The sequence below is a fragment of the Bacillus sp. B1-WWTP-T-0.5-Post-4 genome, from assembly GCF_009183795.1.
GTDB lineage: Bacteria > Bacillota > Bacilli > Bacillales > Bacillaceae_G > Bacillus_A > Bacillus_A cereus.
Window position 1 is genome coordinate 397811 of sequence record NZ_WEIJ01000003.1, and the last position, 18034, is coordinate 415844.

The window sequence follows — 18034 nt, forward strand, 5'->3', positions numbered from 1 at the left end:
TTAAATGTATAACCTAAAAATAATTACTAAAACCACTCATATAAGGGTGGTTTTTCTATTTCCCCATATAATTTAGCGGAATGTTACATCATCTTTATTTTAATATGTTTTATAGTAGACATTCTCTAGTTGACACAATCTAGTAGGTTAGCAATGGGAATATCAAAATATATTTATAATTATTTTCTGTTTAATAGCAAAAAACGAACACCCTCTCACAATTAGATAAGGTGCTCGTTTTCATTTTTATCGGTAATTCTCAATTCACTTTAGCTTCTTTCCAATAAGTAAAGATTAAATTAACTTAAAAACAAAGCGTTTTAAATTTAATTCATAGATCTTACTGAAACTTGGAATTGCCCCTTAGAACCATCATCATTTGAAACGTAAATTTTATATGTTCCATTCGGTAATGGAGATAAAGCATTCCGTACATTTGTAACATTAATTTGTTGTTCTCCAGGTTTTATATAACCACCAACAATTAGCTCTGTATTTGGACCTTTTACACTATATCCCATTGTATTTTGACCATTATTTTTCATAGAAAAGCTTAAGTCAGTACTCCCATCATATACGAAAGAAGTTACAGCCTCGCCACTATAATCCATTGTTTGGGTTAATAATAAGTCTGCAGAAACATGTTCAACTACATGAATTGGATCATTCGTTTTGTGTACTTCTTCAGCATAAGTATTATTCCCTAACACACCAAGTGTTAATGCTGAAACTACTCCACAACTAAGCACTAGTTTATTTAACTTCATTTTAAGTTCCCCCTTGATGTTTGTATTCTATTACCATCATACATCCTTTTTTAAGTGCGTTTTTATGTAATAATTCATATCTATAAACCTATATATTTTAACTTTCCGCCTTAATAGTTATTGAGAAAGCCACATAGATAAAGCTACAATATTACACTTCATAAAAAACTTATAAATTTTAAAATCTTTTTCTAACAAAGTTTTATACGAGGAAGTACCAAAATACTCAAATAAATGGCATTTCTATTTCAGATAAAATGTACTAATAAAATTTTTCTAAAATTTCACTTTGTAATTTGATATATTCCATGTTAATATAACGAAGGCTACAAAACAGGAGTCACCACACATATCATTTTCACAGAATATTCATACTTAAAGAACCTTATTTTATCAGTAACTCAATCCCAATTTTACCTATACAAAAGTTAGTTTATAATTTCATATGCACATGAATTTAAATAGATTTTTTATCTATTATTTTTTCTATTTTCCTTATCGATTTTAATACGAGTAATATAACAGCACTTTTCAAGTACCCTTCCTTTTTAGATAAAAAGTCTACTAATACTAAACATCTTTGTCCAACTCATACATAATTCTACTTACAAACTATCGGAGATGCAAAACTATGGGAATTTCTACTCTTTTATTAAATACCTTTATTATAATAATTTGTATCCTTAGCTATCACGTATTCTGGCTAGAGTTTAAAGAAAAAATAACATGTAATAATATGTTATTTTCTATCCTTTCCTCCATTGCTATTATTTTTTGTATGACTTTTCCTTTTCATTTACATGTGGGATTTATTTATGATTTACGTTTTATTCCTATTATATTAGTTTTTCTATATGGAAATACAAAAAACATTGTTTTTATAGGAATTTTATATCTTTCTTACCGGTTTTACTTAGGCGGAAATGGCGTTCTTCCATCATTTATTATCTTCACTATTATTTTGGGTATAACAATGCTCTTTCGTTACTTATTACCTATGTATTTTAAAGAAAAAAAGATATTATTAAGCTTACTTCTTATTTTAGTATGTACAGCTTCACTTTCTATTTGCGGTATTGTAACTCAAATAAATACAGGAGGTAAAATAGACTCTACTCTCATAGAATTTTTATTAAATTATATAGTCATTAATATTTTCACAGTATTATTATCAGTTTATTTTATAGAGGAAATGATTGAGAAATATAAAATGAAAGAAAAACTGCAACGGGCTGAAAAATTTTATATAGCTAGCGAACTAGCAGCGTCAATTGCACACGAAATCCACAACCCACTAACCACGGTACATGGATTCACTCAATTATTAAATGAAAAACATGCCTCTAAGCTATCTCAGGAGCAATACTTAGAAATCATGTTAATTGAAATGCAGCAAATACAATCTACTATTAATAACTATTTATCTTTAACCAAACCACAGAACACCCTAAAAGAGAAAATAGATATTAATCACATTTTAAATCAGGTGAAAGATACTATTTCACCACTCGCTCTGTCATACAAAGTTGAAATCAAACAAAATAGTACAGATTCCTTTTATATAAATGGGGACCCCGAAAAATTCAAACTCTGTCTAAACAACATCATCCAAAACGGAATTGAGGCTATGAAAAATGGTGGATTATTACAAATAAATATACAAAAAGTAAAAGGAAATATCATAATTGATATTATTGATTCAGGAATTGGGATGTCATCTCAACAAATAAAACGAATTGCTTTGCCATTCTATTCAACAACAGAAAAAGGAACTGGGCTTGGTACTATGATTGCTTATAGTATTATTAGAGAATTAAACGGAGATATAGAAATAGAGAGTGAATTAGGTAAAGGGACACGCTTTTCTATTAGTATCCCTTGCTAATGTGATAACAATTTTCTGTTTAGTTAATTACATAAATGAATTTTAAGAATCCCGCTAGCTAGCTTACTTATTAATTATCTTAAATTCATATGCGTTAATTAAATATAATAAGGATCAGAGCTTATCTATTGTTACAGATACACTCTGATCCTTTAGTTTAACTACATTAAACGCACTTAATATTTATAACTTTTCTTACATCGTGATGAAATACTAGTTCATCGATTTTATCTCATTTACTGATTAGATTTGTTTAATGTAAATATAATATCTCGCGACACTTAATTTGTTATTATCACTAGTGACATTTCCTGCAGTTGTTTTTTCATTAAAGTACAGACCTTTTTCCATTCATTGAAAAAGACAACTCCCCTTTTACTACTTTACTTCCACCGTATAATTCCCTGTCCCCCCGCCATACTGATACACATGTAAATAATACTTCCCTGGATACGTGTAGTAGCTACCTACTAATTTATTCCCTTGTTGCTGAGCATACGTAACATAATTATTTAAATCTGCTTCAGAATAAAGTGCCCAGTTCATTCCAATATTATTTTCATTCGTTACGTTAATTTGAAGGTTTTTAGCAGTTTCCACATTAATTTCAAAGAAATCACTTGTATCGCCATTTCCTAAACTAGCACGTAAGACTTGATTTAACTGCAGTTTGTTTGCTGTTTGGAATGAGTTATTCGGTTCTTTTTCTACACTGTTATCTTCTTTCTTTTGAACAGCTACAGTCGCTGTAGCAGTATTAGTTGCTCCTTTATCGTCTGTTACTGTTAATTTAGCCGTATACGTTCCTTCTTTTGTATATACGTGAGTTGGATTTTGCTCATTACTTACTGCTCCATCACCAAACTCCCATTTATATGAAATAATTTTCCCATCTTCATCTTTTGATCCGTTGCTTGTAAATGAAATTGCTTCATTTACATTTCCACTATACGGACCGTTTATAACCGCAACTGGTGCTTTATTCTCTGCCCCTTCTTCCGTATTAATACCATGGAACACAACATCATATTCAAATTGTCCTGATGCATTCACGCGATAATTTACGAAGTATGCTGTTACTGTTTTATAGCCTGTCCATTCCTTTGCACTTAAACGTTTTAACGTATCATTAACGTTTTGTGTAATTGTTTTCCAATCTTCATATTCTCCTTTTGCTGCAGTTCCTGTATATGTTCCTTGTAGTGTGAATGTATTAAAGAACTGTGATTTATTTTTCTTCACTGATACATTTTTCAATTTTGCTTCCGCTGTTATTTCTGCTGCAATATCTGAAACTGGCTTCGATGCATGATTCGCTAAATAATCGTCTGATACTAATGGCACATTATATTTCTCACGATTATCAACTAACATTTGCATATAGTCTTGATATTCTTTATTTAAATTCGCATCTTTACTTAATGTAGAGCGATATGCATCATATGCTGTTACATCATTTTTCCTAATAAGATCATGTATTTTATCAAACATATCATATCTCTTATTGTACATATACGATTGTAAAGCAAAGGAATAATTATAGAAATCCCACGTTCCATACTTTGCATTTAACGTTCGCTCTGCCGTATAACGCTCTGCTGGGTTTGAAGATAACCCTCCTATAATACTCTTTCTCGGTACAACATTATCCGTTCTCGTTGCCCCTGCAAAAAATTCAGCATTTCCTTCTTCAAACCAAGATAATCTTTCATTTTCATATATTTTTCCTTGTCCCCATAACCCTGGTACTTCATATCTACCTTGTAAATAATGCGTAAACTCGTGCCGGAATAATTCTTCTAAACTATAAATACTTTCTTCTGGCGTACGCTCATAAGTAAAGAACGTACCTGTTCCTTCTATATAAAGACCACCGTTATTCGTTTCATATCCGTACAATTGACGATTAAATTGATATTCCGCTGGGCTATTATAAATAACCATCGTTAATACATCATCAGGATTTCCTTTTTCTAAAGGTTGATCACTTTCAACCGTACGATGGAATTGTGCCTTCACTTCTTTTGCCGCCCAATATAAACGTTTTACTTTTTCTTCTGTCACTTTATCTCCAGCTTTTAAAACAATTGCCCCATCATCAAACGTATACGTTTTTGGCAAATATTTTTTCTTTCCATCTTCTCTTATTTGATCTAAATTCACCACTTTACCATTTGCATCTTTCCCGCCATAATTCGTTGCAATTTGCTCAGCAGCTACGAAATATTGCTCCCCTAAATATGGATATATTTTCATCGCATCTGTTACAACTTGTAACCCTTTCGTTCCTGTACTATGGAACGTACCGAGTCTACCTGTATAATAAATGCCATTATTAATAAGCCAACCGGTTTTTGCTGTAATCGTTCCCATTAATGCAAAACGACTTAATTCATTAATATAACTATCTATTTTCTGATACCATACTGTATCTTTCGGTGCTTTCCTCGTATCGTACAAATACGATTGAATATCGTAATCAACACCTTGCATAATATCGTAAATAGCATTTCCAGCTGAAAGATTATCTACTAATGTAGAAAAATTATCATTATATTGTTTAAAAATCTTTGCAGCTGATGTTATCGTTTCCACATCACTCGAAGCGTTTCCTATTAACTTTCCGTATGATGATACCACTCTATTTTGCTCTAATGTACCCAGCTTGAAATTTGAATTGTTAGCTATCGCTTTTAATGCAGGTAAGCATTTATCATGATAACTCCGTTCATTTAATTTACTAAGTTCCGAATTATAAAATCCTAAATAAAATCCTGAACGTAATACCTCCACTAATGTCTCAATCCCTTTTGAATCATCCTTCGTATAGGCTTGTCCTTGCTGCTTCAATTTATCAATAATCGCCTGCATCCTACTATCATTTTGATAGAATGCTAGACTGTCTGTATTAAACTGAAATAGCCCCGTAATTTGCTCCCAATCAATTGTTACAAGTAAATCTACTAACTGCTGATTGCTTAATTGATTTAATTCAGCAATTGTATAAGTTTTCGCTACAGCTAATTGCTTACTTTCTTTTTTCACCTCAGGTGGTCTTTGTGATAAATCGGCAAATTGTAGCCTTTTCTCAAAAGACTTGCTTTCGAGCACTTTCGATGAATGAGCTAATTCTTGTACTGGTAGTTGTACACCGACTGGCTCCATTTTGAGCACATTTCGATAAGAAACTTGCTCTCCCTTAGTATCTTCTGCCAAACTTCCCCCTTGAAAACTCCCTAACATTAAACTAGCAAAACTTATCCCTACTAACATTTTCTTTGAATAGCCTTTCATGCTCTCCCCTACCTTACATTTTTAGTGTCCCGCTCCATTATTTTACTATTTTTACTTTTTGTCCTGTATTGAGAAAAAATAAGGTAACGTTCACACATGTATCCATTCCATGTAAAATTAACGCTTGACTTTCCGTGCATTTTATATCAAAAAAAGATAGATAATAGCAAAATTTCTGCTACATCTATCCTCGTTTTCAACACTATGATTTTAACTTTATAAACGTAACTTCCGGTAATGTTTGCATATGCTGAATAAACTCATTCTTTTCTTCTGACGATATATTTTTCAGTTGCATTCCTACCTTATAAACAGTTTCTGTACCTTGCTGTGAAGCTTCCACCTCATATGAGAGTATTGGGATGCCTTTCACTTGTAGTGTTTCTAATATTTGTTGTATCGCTTCATGTTTATTTACAAACATTTGCACTGTTATATTTTGTGGAAATAAAAATTGCACCTTAAAAATACGACTTACAATTTCTAAACCAATTAAAACGAGAATCGTCGCTCCAATGCCTACTACATACATTCCCGCTCCAATTGCTAATCCTATACCGGCAGTAGCCCATAAACCAGCCGCGGTCGTTAATCCTTTCACCGCCTGCTTTTGAATAATAATTGTGCCTGCACCTAAAAAACCAACTCCACTAACGACTTGTGCTGCAATACGACTTGGGTCTAGAGACATATGCTCTTCAAACACAATATCTGAAAAGGCATATTTCGAAACAACCATTATTAACGCACTTCCTACCGCTACGAGGAAATGAGTCTTTAATCCAGCTTCTTTCGATCGAATTTCTCTTTCAATACCAATCATTGCTCCTAACAAGCCAGCAACACCGATTCGTATAATAAAATCAAAATCTACACTCACGGGCACTTCCCCCTTTCATTCATTATAGATAGATAAAACAAAAAATATCACAAACATCCATTTATCAACATGAAGGAATACCACTAAAATACACTTAATACTCCGGTCGTTTTATGTTAATATTTTAAATATTAACATAAAATAAATAACTTCTAATTTTAAACCTTCACTAATTTTCTAAAAAATAAAAGGTGAATTACATGAAATTAGGTTGAGAAACTTAGGAAAACGCTTTCATTTTGTATCATAATTTTTTATAAATACTACATAAACAAAGGAGCTTACTAACAATGAACGTCTCGTTACTTACACCTACTACTGATTTACAAGAAGAATACTTAGATTTCTATAACGAATGGAAAGATAGCGGTGAAACAATGATCCCGTGGGTTATCTCAAAAAATCCTGCTAACTTCCCAGCTATGGTTCAAGAACTTCTCGATGCGCATAACGGAATAAATACCCCTGAAACTTGGGTACCAGATTCTACATATTGGCTCGTTACAAATAATAATAGAATTGTCGGAGCTGTTAATATACGTCATAGTTTAACTGAACATCTATTTAACGCTGGCGGTCATATCGGTTATGGCATTCGCCCTTCTGAAAGAAGAAAAGGTTATGCTACGAAATTACTAGCATTATCATTAGAAAAAACGAAGGAATTAGACATCACGAAAGTACTTGTCGTTTGCGACGCAGTGAATACCGCTTCTGAAAAAACGATTTTACATAACGGCGGGCTTCGTGATCATGATTTCACTGAGGAAGATGGGAATGTAGTAAGAAGATATTGGATTGAGCTATGAATGATCACAAATAAGCGAGAAAGTGATTATACACTTTCTCGCTTATTTTACACTGCTTCTATTTCAAATTGCACTGTAATACCACTTGGATCTACCACCACAAACCCATTTGTAGTTTCATTTATTTCATGTTGTTTTTCTATTAATCTTTCTTTCACTTCATCTAACGCCTCTTTATATGGTAGTACAATCGTATACACCTTTAGCCCAGTTGCATGTACTGGTGGGTGTGGATTGTTTACTCCGTTCCACGTATTTGCACCAATATGGTGATGATATCCCCCTGCTGAAATAAATAAGCAATCCTCTTCACGCTGTTGTACTTCAAAACCTACTGTTTCCACATAAAATTCATGTGATTTCTCTACATCAGCTATTCGTAAATGTACGTGCCCAACGACAGTATTAGCAGGCAAACCATCAAACTCATAATCAACAAGTGTTGCCAATTCTTTTAAATCAAGTGGTGTACTTCCTCCTGGCCCTTCTCCCCATTGATCACGCGGACGGTCTGCATAAATTTCAATACCATTCCCCTCTAAATCTTGCAAATAAAAAGCTTCGCTATATGTATGATCACTTGCACTATTAAACCTTGAAATTGGTAAAATTTCATTTGAATATGTATAACGCCCTTCTTGCTCATCCGGGCTGTCAATTACATTTTTATTACGAAGAACCCCAAATAGCGCAGAAGCAAAAGCTTCACGAGTCGGAACTAAAAAGGCTACATGATATATACCAGTCGTACGCGGTTCTTGCAGTACCCCGTCCTCTAACCTTTCAAGAACAAGTAACGCGTTCTTTCCACCTTTTCCAGATAAATATGCTTTATTCCCCTCTTGCTTAATTACCTCTAATCCTACAACATTCTCATAAAAAGCAATTTGACGCTCTAAATCTTTCACTTTAAATTCAACATGACCAATACGTGTTTTCGGATGAATTTTTACCATGAATAACTTCATCTCCTTATCCCTATATTTTCCCATTACATATAACCGTTACTATGAAGGATACAACTAAAATCATCCTATGTAAATAAGAAAAGTCAGAATTCACATGCATTTTTATTTTCATAATAAAAATGCCACCTTTTCTAACTTTTAGAAAAGGTGGCATTTTAACTCTTATCTCATTTTATGTACTTCAGCAACTAGCTTTCCACCCTGAATGCCCATATAAAGCTTCACAGGTGCATCATTCGTATTTTCAAATACTAAATCTAAATATGGATATGCAATTGTAGCATCTCTTCCTTGTGGAACATAACCTACCGTTTTAGAATGTGTAGTTCTCTCCACCATTTTCAGGCCAGCTTGATCTGCTGCATTGTATAAAGTTGAAGATGTTTGACAAACACCACCGCCATATCCATCTACTAATTTACCATCAACTATTTCTTTCCCTAATTGATATCCTTTATCTGGTGTTGTATCACCGATTAATGAATTAAAAGAGAAACGGTCTCCTTTTGCTAACACAACTCCATTTATGCTCGCTGCTGACAAACGAATATTCTCAATACGGCCACCTGTTGAACCACCTAAGTTCGTTTCATATCTACCAATTACCGTACCATTTCCTTGCGCATCACTTAATGTTGCGACTGGTTTTTTCTCCACGATCGGCAACTGATACGTAGCATCCCACATACCAACATTTAACAATTTATCTACTAATTCTTTTTCCATTAATTCATAAGAAGGTTTTCCTTCTTGCCAACTTCCATCAGGTGCTATACGTGAAGGAACCATTTTTTTGTCGACGCTTTTTCCAACCTCACCAACAACCTTTGTTACAGACTTTTTAAATTTCGCTTCATCTTCAAAATAGCCTAAACTAGATAAATCTAATTTTTTCACTTCAGTACCAGTTCGACCATCAACTAAACTAATAGTATCCTGCACTTCTGCTTTAGCCTCTACAGTATGCCCACCAATATCACTTACCAATGCAACATCACTTACTTTTGCACCACAGCCACTCATTATAGCTACACATAACACCCCAACCAATATACCCTTTACTTTACGGAACAATATACTCTCTCCCTTTCCCCAACATCACTATTATGTATTTATTTCATTTTTATGTATGTTTTGTTACAATCATTTTACAATATGTTTATAAAATGTTACAAGTTATTTTTCACTCTATATAAATTACTCTTTTCTTTTATAAATGTCTATACATATTTACATAAAAGTTTGAGTTTGATAGAATTGTAACTTTTATGTAAACTCTCTCTTTTATCCAGTATATACCATTAAGCAAAAGAAATACAAATCAAAAACCCTCAAGCTATTTTTTATAAAGTGAAACTGTAATCAGTGGGGGTTTTACGGGCATCCCGACCTTCTTTGTTTCTGCTGAATTTTGACATGGGGGTCTTATTGCCCAGCAAATAGCGGGATAAAGAGAAATCCCGTCAACATAAATAGGTATTTGCCGTGCCACCACTCCGCTTTTGCACATACATTATGGTGAATTCAACCTATTTTAAAGAAATGGAGGATGTTATTATGTATCCCTACAATCCATATGATCCATATAATCAATATGCGTACCAACAACCACAGTATGACTTACAAACACAATATCAATCTTATATAGATCAAGCAGAGCACACGAATCCATATGACCAAAATAGACAATTCCAACTTCCAATCTCTTTTCCTGGCACTGGAAATCGTCAATTAGAAAGACGCGTAAATGAGCTTGAACAAAGAGTTCGTCAACTAGAAAATACAGTTGAGCGCCATACACGTAGACTAAACCGCTTAAACCAACGTTTACGCACAGTAGAAAACAGACTAAACATTCCATTCGCAGCATTAGAAGACGGATTTTAATCGAGAAAATAAAGATTATATAAAGGAAGGGGCTTCCCCTTCCTTATATAAATTGACGAAAGTTTTTTCCATCTCTATACTGATAAGAGTTAATGAAATGAAACAAGGTGATAAATATGGATTTTGAAATAAATTATCTTTCCTTTTATGTTGTACAAGTAGAAGGAAAAGGTGAAGCAGTTGATAAACGCTACAAACATTTTCAAACTTTAGACGCTGAAGAATATGAAGATAGTTCCTTAAAAGAATTTTTGAATGGTGAGTTATTAAAAATATCGAAGCGAAAAGTAGAACGTCATGCAAAAACAGAACAAGCCCCAACAAAAATTGGTCGCTTTATTGTAGAAGAAGGGCACGAACTTGATTCAAACCCTCATTACAACCTTTTTAATCGTATTCGCTTTGCAGAAACAAAAGAAAACTTTAAAGATATGAGCGAACCTCTCGTTTATACATATCTTGACACAAGCGCTGTACGTGGTGGTGTATTTTTAATTGCTCAGGCAAAACTACGCAAATACTTTGATGATCCCTTCGTATTCGTAATGAAATGCGACTTTGAACCAAAGGTTGCTTCTATTTCTGATGAATCAACACTGATTCGTAACGTTGAAATGGCCATCACAACAAAGAATATGAAATCTATCCAATATCCGTACATGCCTGAAGAAGGTATGGTTGAAGTAGGCGAACTAAAAATACACCAAGCATCACATGCCCGCTACTTTGAAGACTTCTTAAAATTCGTCGAATACGAACGCTCTATGCCTGAAATTATGAAAACACAAGTAATGGACATGGTATACGACCAAATTGAAGATGTATTTGAAGAAGGTACGGAAGAACGCGAACAATTCGACCAAGCGATGGAAGTATGGGCTGCCAGTCCGAAACGCGAAATTATGGAACAATTTTCAACCGAAGAAGTAATGGAAGCAACTGCTCAAATCGTCGAGCATGCTCCTGAAGTCGAATTAAAACTAAAAGCAGATCATATCTCTGTGAAGGCCCTGCTTGCTGATTTCGGGGATCAAATACATATTGCGAAGGTAAATGATCGATATGTACTTATGATTGAAGCAGACACACTTACATTTGAAAAAGGCTTCTCTCCTATTGAGTTTCTGAAGCCAGATGAGCTGCAAGATGTGATTGAGCGGATTGAGAATAAGCAGCAGTATTCGTTTGATCCGAGCGGTATTGAATAAAGTGAAACTTTAATCAGTGTGGTTTTGTTCATCCCCCACTAATTATTAACCCTCACCAATCGGGCTTTTACGGGATAAATACTTCCATATAACTGTTGTTACTGGGCGCTTTTAATAAGCGCTCTTTTGTTTATATTAAAAACCGATTCTACTAAGAATCGATTTTTCTGCTTTATAATAAAACATGTTTATTTTCAAATTTTTTTGATGCAAGATGACATTTGTTGCAGAATCAAATACATCCCTTCCTTGTTATACAAGCTTATTTCCATTAGAAATATCTACTTCAATATTTCTAGTTGACCAAGTCCTTCTATAAGTTGTTAAGATGCAAATTTCACTTTACTACCTCAAATTTATTGTACTCGTAAAAAGATAATTGAAAACGATATTCCGGATGTTCTCTCACCCAATCGTAGGCTTCTTCTAAAATTTCCATTTTGTTTTGCAAGTCATTAAGTTCACTACATTCGTCCCTTTTCTGTTTGCACAGAGGGCAGAATCCATTCACTATTTCCGCACTCGTCGCCCTAATAGTTTTACTTTCTAAATCAACTACTAGACGAAGAATAACAGAATGCTCTTCTTTTGTAGTCACCTTCATTTCAGCAATCCGATCCTCGTTCCAAAAGACACCGTTTAATTCCATCTTTACTGTGACATCTTTAATATCCAAGTCTACCACTATCACACCTCCCTTGTACAAAACTCAATCTTACTCTTCTATTTTAAACTTTAATACACCACAACTTAAAGAGATATTAAGTTTTTTCCAATTCTTCTTTACTATGAAAGAAAGTGTAGTTAATGCTAATTGTGTGGTAAATATTATCCCAAAAACTAAAACAGTTAAAATGTTAAAGATTGTTTCCATTAAACTACACTCTTTTCTTTATATATATTTTTATTTTATTAATACGGTTTAAAACTCTTATTACGTCTTAACAATCCCAAAGCAATTATAATGCACAATCACAACAACAAGTTGATGCCTATTTAATATCAATACGCTGTTATTACATGTATGTAGTTAGAGGTGGAGGAGAAATTCATTTAACCTCTGTATTCTCCTCCATCTCAGCCAAATACCTAATCTGCCGTTCCGCTTTTCTCACTGCTGTACGAAAATGTTTTTTCAGGAGTTCTACTGTATTTTCACTTATATAATATCTTTCCGTTATACTTTCCCACGTGTCACCACTTTCAAATGTACTCCATTCAAAAGGGCGTTCTGTATTTTTCTTTAGTTCTTTAAACACCCATTTTCGCATCTTTTTTTTCGCTTTTTCTGTTAGTTTTCCGTTTTTTACAAGTTCAAGTTCACCATGTCTTTTGTATCGCTTATTAATATCTCTCTCGCTATATACTTTAAGAAGTATATTTGCTGTATTTTCAGCATCTGCTAAAGCACGGTGCTGTTTTCCTTCCCACGTTAAAGCGAGCTGTTCTACCGCAAATTGTAAACTTGGCGTATGTTCAAACAATTCCTCATATGCTTGGAAAACAAATTTTTGCAAATCAATTCTATTTTCTTTTTCTATACTTGGGCATTCAACACCATATAATGTACAATCATGAGATAGAAAGCGATAATCTTCTTTTCCCCATGAAACAAATATAGAACCTTCGCCGATGAACTGAATAAATTTCTCTATAATTTGAGGGAATTTTTCTACACCCATTAAATCTTTTTTCGTAATACCGGTTAATTTTGTTGTATGACGAGTTAATCGTGCACTTGGTTTTACTAACTCCGAAAATTCTTCAATTATCTTCATTGTACCTATTTCTATTTTTACAGCTCCGATATCAACTATTTCTGATGGATCTTCTGATTTATACGGTCTGAAATTCCTTTCAATATCAAACACAATGAAATGTGTAGCGTTTTTCAATTTATTTACCTCTTTCTAAATTCCTTTTCACACAAACACTTTATTTTCAGTATTTATTTATTCATGTACTTTATACAAAAATACTCCGAATAAACGAATGAAAATTCAGTCTTGTTATGATATGTAAGTAGGAGGACATCTATAAAAATGCAAAAAAAAAGAAGGGCGAGCCCTTCTTTTTTCAAAAATTACTTCTTGTTTACGTTAGTAGCTTGAGGTCCACGGTTACCTTGTTCTACTTCGAAAGTAACTTCTTGACCTTCTTCTAAAGTTTTGAAGCCTTCGCCTTGGATAGCTGAGAAATGAACGAATACGTCTTCTCCGCCTTCAACTTCGATGAAACCGAAACCTTTTTCTGAGTTAAACCATTTTACTTTACCGTTTTGCATGAAAAAAATCCTCCTACAATGTACCTATATGTACATATTCATTTTCAACCACCTTACAATAATAAGCCAGATATTAAAAAACTGCAACCCCTGAGGAGATTTAACATTGCTATCCTCCTCGGAAGTTACAGCTCATTTAAATCTCTATATTATTAAAAGTAAAATGGTTTAAATATACTATATCATATCAATATAATAAAAGTAAAGTTTTTTTCTTAAATTATTTTTTGTTCCCACTGCATTGCTTTTAATTCACCTGATCCGGCTACTACATAACCATCTTTTTGATTAACAATGCGCCATCCGTGCCCTTTAACTGAATCACATACTGTAACAATACCTTCTTCAAGAAGCACACGGCACACACTACTAATCCCCGCCTTATTTTGCGTTGAAGTTGTATATAAAACATGTTGATCTACACTTAAGTCTAAATAACTACTTGCTTTCTGCTCACTTTGACATGTATGCCAATATATTTTTTCACTTGCAATACTTTCATCTATTTTACAATAAGAAATATTCCCGCTAACTCCCTTGCACGATCCACTTGCCGCTACTAAATAAGAATTGTGTAAAGTCAACGCGGAGATCATTTGATTCATCGCAATTTTAATCCTCTTTAATTTACGTGTCTTCAAATCAAAGAGCCAAACACCACCATATTTAGCATGTATTTTCGTACCAATAAATAAGTAATGTTTATATAAAAATAATGATCGAATAGACGGTGCCGCACTGCCATACTCAAGAAACGGATGAATAGTTTCCCATGTCAAACCGAAATTATGAGAAAGATACAGCGTTTTTTCTCCATGAGCAACAACAGTTCCTTGTACAGTGCTACATACATTCCAACTCGTTGCTTTTGTTGGAAAACGCTGAATTGTCCAGTTCTCTCCACCATTCATACTGCGAATAAAAATCCCTTCGTCACCTACACCATAAACTACATTATCTTCGCTATGTAAATCCCTAATTCGTTTTTGAAAACCATTTAAAATTCGTTTCCATTCTCCGTCTTGTTCAACAAATAAGCCATTATATGTAGTAGCTAACAACAGTTTTCCATCTCTTAACTTTGTAATAGCAGTTGCACTTAACATTGTCTCCACGTTGACACTCCCATTCTTAGAACTTCTCAGCAAATGCAATTGCAAAATTACTGCATTTTTCAACATCCTCTTCATCTTCTGGAGCTAATTCAATTTTCAGCCCTTCTTGTACAAGCTCTGCACCGCGTTCCACAAGACGTTCTTCAAATATCGTTACCGCTTCACAAAACAGTTCATACGCCGTATCACCCGATCCGAATACCGCTACCTTTTTCCCAGCTAAATCTATATTTTCTAAGTCATCATGAAAATCTTCCGCTTCAAATGGTAATTCACCATCGCCCCACGTATAAGATCCTAAAATGATTCCATCATAAGCTAATAATTCTTCAGCATCCATGCCTTCCATTTCTTGCAATACTACTTCATGATCAAAAGCATCTAAACTAACTTTAATTAAATCAGCAATACTCTCTGTATTTCCTGACATACTTGCATAGGCTATTAAAATTTTTGCCACTTTGTCATCCCCCTCTAACGATAAATGATTCTCATTCTCATTATATTAATAATGAGAATCAATTTCAATTAATTTTTTCTACTTTTATTTACATTTCACATTACTTATTTCAAATAAAGTGAAACTTTAATCAGTGAGGGTATTCATCCCCCACCTAACTTCTTTGTTTCCGCTGAATTTTGAGGCGGGGGGTCTTACTGCCCGGCAAATAGCGGGATAAAGTGAAAGTTTAATGAGTCCTCACCAATCAGGCTTTTTCAGACAGCCCACAAAGAGCGGAATAAATAAAAAAGCACAGATGACTATACAATCATCTGTGCTTTTTTATTATTTTTTAAAAATACCAAAAGGCTTTCCTACTGGTAAAACAACTTTTCCGAAGTGTGTATTTAACACTGCTGCTGCTGAACCGTAGAAAGATAATAACGAAATAAGAAGTTCAGAATATGCTGCTAAATTATGCATTGCATGCGGCATAACACCTAAAGTACTTAATGAAAGACCGATAAATAAGAAATCAATAAGGACGAAAATCATAAATAATACTTTATGTGTTTCCATTGCACCAATTGTCATAAAGATTGTGAAAATCAAATATCCGATAAAGGCTACACCAAGCTGTTTTGAATCTGCAGCTTGTGCTAATTTTTCGCCAAATACTCCAAGTTGAATTAACCAAGTCATTCCAACACCTAGCCAAAATAGACCGTACGCACCGAATGCTGTTGTACCGAATGTATTGTTATGCTTTGCATCATGAATGCAAGCAAAGATTTGTGCAAATCCTCCTAAAAAGATTGCCCACGGTAATACAAGTGAAACGCCATCTGTTAAGCCTAACTTTTGAGATGATGCTACAAGTGTTACCATCGCTAATCCAAATAGACCAATTCCAGATGGATCCGCTGTTGTCATTTTCACATGATGTGTAGTAGTTTGATTGCTCATATAAACCTCCTGATTATAAACATACTCGAATACAATACTTAAATCAGAAGACTATGTCAATGGTTTTTTTTGTATGTTGTCAGACGTTATATTTTATAATGATTAAATATATTTCTGACCACTTCATAAGGTTTTATATTCACTTTTTCCAACTCGTTTATCGGTAGCCATAACGGAATATAATTTCCCCTACCTTCCAGCTGAAATTCCTCAGCTGTTCCGCTTCCGAACACTCCGCCTGTAATATAGGCAGCATAATAATATTCATTTCCTTTATATTTTACCTTTGCAATAAGGTGCTCCACTTTTATATGTACCCCTAATTCTTCGTATACCTCTCTTTTCGTTGCCTCTTCAGGCGTTTCACCTTCCTCAATCCCTCCGCCAGGAAACACATAATATGTTTCCTCTTCTCGAATACGTTTTATAAGAGCGATTTTTCCTTCCTGTACAATGATAGCCGCTCCGCGATTTCTTATCATTTTATTACCTCAATACGAATCGCAACTGTTCCCCACTCTTTTTCTTGTTCTTTCGTATATATTTTGTATGTACTTTCTAACATTTCCTCTAAACTATCATTTTCACAATCCAATAATTTTTTATCGATTTGTTCATACATGGCTTTAAAGCTCTCGTATCGCTTTATTTCCGTTACTTTTACCGTCATCATTTCTGTTGTCGTAAGATTCGTAAATACGATTTCATCGCCTTTGTTTATTAGTTGACGTTTTTCATCGTATAGGCGTACTTCATATACTTTTTTTCCTGATTGAATTGACTGAAACGGTTTATTATATAGACCCATTTCGTATCGCATACATCCCACTTCCTTTTGTTCATTTCACCTATTAATACAGTTCACATTACTACATCTTGCATATAATATTCCATACGTATCACTTAATTGAGAAAGAAGGCTGAAGAAGCATGTTATATTTAAATCAAAAACCTGAATATAATAAATATGATATTGGTGATTATACTTATAGTAAAGTAGGGCCAACCATTTTTTCTTGGAACGATGAAACAAAATTAAAAATAGGTAAGTTTTGTTCATTAGCAGAAGAAGTCGTTTTCATACTTGGCGGTGAACATCGCGCAGACTGGATAACAACTTATCCATTTAATGCACTTTTTGATGAAGGAGCACATATTACTGGTCACCCTTCTTCAAAAGGTGATATCGTAGTCGGCAATGATGTATGGATTGGTTATCAATCCTGCATTTTATCTGGTGTTACAATTGGTAACGGGGCCATTATCGGCGCCAGGAGCATTGTTACAAAAGATGTACCCCCGTATGCAATTGTAGCTGGTAATCCTGCAAAATTTGTTCGATATCGTTTCCCGCAAGAAACGATTGACAAACTAGAGAATCTCGCATGGTGGGACTGGGACATTTCTGTTATAAAAGGAGCCATTCCATTACTACTCTCCGACAAAATCGACGAATTTTTCACCTCACCCGAAAAAGAATCTACATGATAAATACAGAAAGAGCATCCTTTTTTCCGGATGCTCTTTCT

18 protein-coding genes are annotated in these 18034 nt (G+C 34.0%); 5 read left to right on the top strand and 13 right to left on the bottom strand.

Going from position 1 to position 18034, the window contains the following annotated elements; all coding sequences use genetic code 11:
• Nucleotides 1–326: 326 nt before the first annotated feature.
• Entirely contained in the window at nucleotides 327–767 is a 441-nt protein-coding gene (locus GBN91_RS12740; protein WP_000773522.1) for a hypothetical protein, read from the bottom strand.
• Nucleotides 768–1398: 631 nt separating this feature from the next.
• Here GBN91_RS12740 and GBN91_RS12745 point away from each other — a divergent pair.
• Nucleotides 1399–2652, top strand: a complete 1254-nt coding sequence (locus GBN91_RS12745) for a sensor histidine kinase (RefSeq protein ID WP_152121586.1) — start codon at nucleotides 1399–1401, stop codon at nucleotides 2650–2652.
• 378 nt (nucleotides 2653–3030) lie between these two features.
• On the opposite strand, the gene colA is transcribed toward GBN91_RS12745, so the two are convergent.
• Nucleotides 3031–5946 carry a collagenase ColA gene (gene colA / locus GBN91_RS12750; protein ID WP_152121587.1) on the bottom strand — a complete coding sequence of 972 codons (2916 nt, stop codon included), beginning with the start codon at nucleotides 5944–5946 and terminating at the stop codon, nucleotides 3031–3033.
• 202 nt (nucleotides 5947–6148) lie between these two features.
• Nucleotides 6149–6826, bottom strand: coding sequence for an MgtC/SapB family protein (locus GBN91_RS12755; protein WP_000109719.1), 678 nt, complete (start codon nucleotides 6824–6826; stop codon nucleotides 6149–6151).
• Nucleotides 6827–7116: 290 nt separating this feature from the next.
• Between GBN91_RS12755 and GBN91_RS12760 the strand changes: the two genes are divergently transcribed.
• Nucleotides 7117–7635: a GNAT family N-acetyltransferase gene (locus GBN91_RS12760; protein WP_149149857.1), complete on the top strand. Its 519-nt coding sequence runs from the start codon at nucleotides 7117–7119 to the stop codon at nucleotides 7633–7635.
• Between the two features lie 47 nt (nucleotides 7636–7682).
• On the opposite strand, the gene GBN91_RS12765 is transcribed toward GBN91_RS12760, so the two are convergent.
• Together GBN91_RS12765 and GBN91_RS12770 are read right to left on the bottom strand one after the other, a co-directional pair.
• Nucleotides 7683–8627 carry a VOC family protein gene (locus GBN91_RS12765; protein WP_002024552.1) on the bottom strand — a complete coding sequence of 315 codons (945 nt, stop codon included), beginning with the start codon at nucleotides 8625–8627 and terminating at the stop codon, nucleotides 7683–7685.
• 138 nt (nucleotides 8628–8765) lie between these two features.
• On the bottom strand, nucleotides 8766–9677 hold the full coding sequence (locus GBN91_RS12770; RefSeq protein WP_000488973.1) for a VanW family protein: 912 nt from the start codon (nucleotides 9675–9677) through the stop codon (nucleotides 8766–8768).
• A 483-nt stretch (nucleotides 9678–10160) separates the two neighbouring features.
• Between GBN91_RS12770 and GBN91_RS12775 the strand changes: the two genes are divergently transcribed.
• The gene (locus GBN91_RS12775; RefSeq protein ID WP_000283715.1) at nucleotides 10161–10490 is read left to right on the top strand and encodes a hypothetical protein; all 330 of its coding nucleotides are present in this window, start codon (nucleotides 10161–10163) and stop codon (nucleotides 10488–10490) included.
• Between the two features lie 116 nt (nucleotides 10491–10606).
• Nucleotides 10607–11698, top strand: a complete 1092-nt coding sequence (locus GBN91_RS12780; protein WP_000345046.1) for a DUF3900 domain-containing protein — start codon at nucleotides 10607–10609, stop codon at nucleotides 11696–11698.
• Between the two features lie 337 nt (nucleotides 11699–12035).
• Here GBN91_RS12780 and GBN91_RS12785 read toward each other — a convergent pair whose 3' ends face one another.
• The 8 genes from GBN91_RS12785 to GBN91_RS12820 form a co-directional block, all read right to left on the bottom strand.
• On the bottom strand, nucleotides 12036–12383 hold the full coding sequence (locus GBN91_RS12785; protein WP_000227983.1) for a hypothetical protein: 348 nt from the start codon (nucleotides 12381–12383) through the stop codon (nucleotides 12036–12038).
• Nucleotides 12384–12747: 364 nt separating this feature from the next.
• The gene (locus GBN91_RS12790; RefSeq protein WP_000786417.1) at nucleotides 12748–13593 is read right to left on the bottom strand and encodes an exonuclease; all 846 of its coding nucleotides are present in this window, start codon (nucleotides 13591–13593) and stop codon (nucleotides 12748–12750) included.
• Nucleotides 13594–13781: 188 nt separating this feature from the next.
• Nucleotides 13782–13982 (bottom strand): cold shock-like protein CspB, encoded by a 201-nt coding sequence (cspB, locus tag GBN91_RS12795; RefSeq protein ID WP_001179150.1) that lies wholly within the window; start codon nucleotides 13980–13982, stop codon nucleotides 13782–13784.
• 215 nt (nucleotides 13983–14197) lie between these two features.
• A complete protein-coding gene (locus tag GBN91_RS12800) occupies nucleotides 14198–15097 on the bottom strand; it encodes a WD40/YVTN/BNR-like repeat-containing protein (protein WP_006922620.1) in 900 nt (299 codons plus the stop codon).
• Nucleotides 15098–15113: 16 nt separating this feature from the next.
• Nucleotides 15114–15557 carry a flavodoxin gene (locus GBN91_RS12805; protein ID WP_001062752.1) on the bottom strand — a complete coding sequence of 148 codons (444 nt, stop codon included), beginning with the start codon at nucleotides 15555–15557 and terminating at the stop codon, nucleotides 15114–15116.
• A 327-nt stretch (nucleotides 15558–15884) separates the two neighbouring features.
• A complete protein-coding gene (locus GBN91_RS12810; protein ID WP_000070938.1) occupies nucleotides 15885–16505 on the bottom strand; it encodes an acetate uptake transporter in 621 nt (206 codons plus the stop codon).
• Between the two features lie 86 nt (nucleotides 16506–16591).
• A complete protein-coding gene (locus GBN91_RS12815) occupies nucleotides 16592–16987 on the bottom strand; it encodes an NUDIX hydrolase (protein WP_152121588.1) in 396 nt (131 codons plus the stop codon).
• Complete coding sequence (locus GBN91_RS12820; protein ID WP_098536457.1) at nucleotides 16984–17325, bottom strand: ASCH domain-containing protein; 342 nt, start codon at nucleotides 17323–17325, stop codon at nucleotides 16984–16986. The genes GBN91_RS12815 and GBN91_RS12820 overlap by 4 nt, the downstream gene beginning before the upstream one ends.
• 110 nt (nucleotides 17326–17435) lie before the next feature.
• Between GBN91_RS12820 and GBN91_RS12825 the strand changes: the two genes are divergently transcribed.
• Nucleotides 17436–17993, top strand: coding sequence for a CatB-related O-acetyltransferase (locus GBN91_RS12825; protein WP_000966305.1), 558 nt, complete (start codon nucleotides 17436–17438; stop codon nucleotides 17991–17993).
• Nucleotides 17994–18034: the final 41 nt, after the last annotated feature.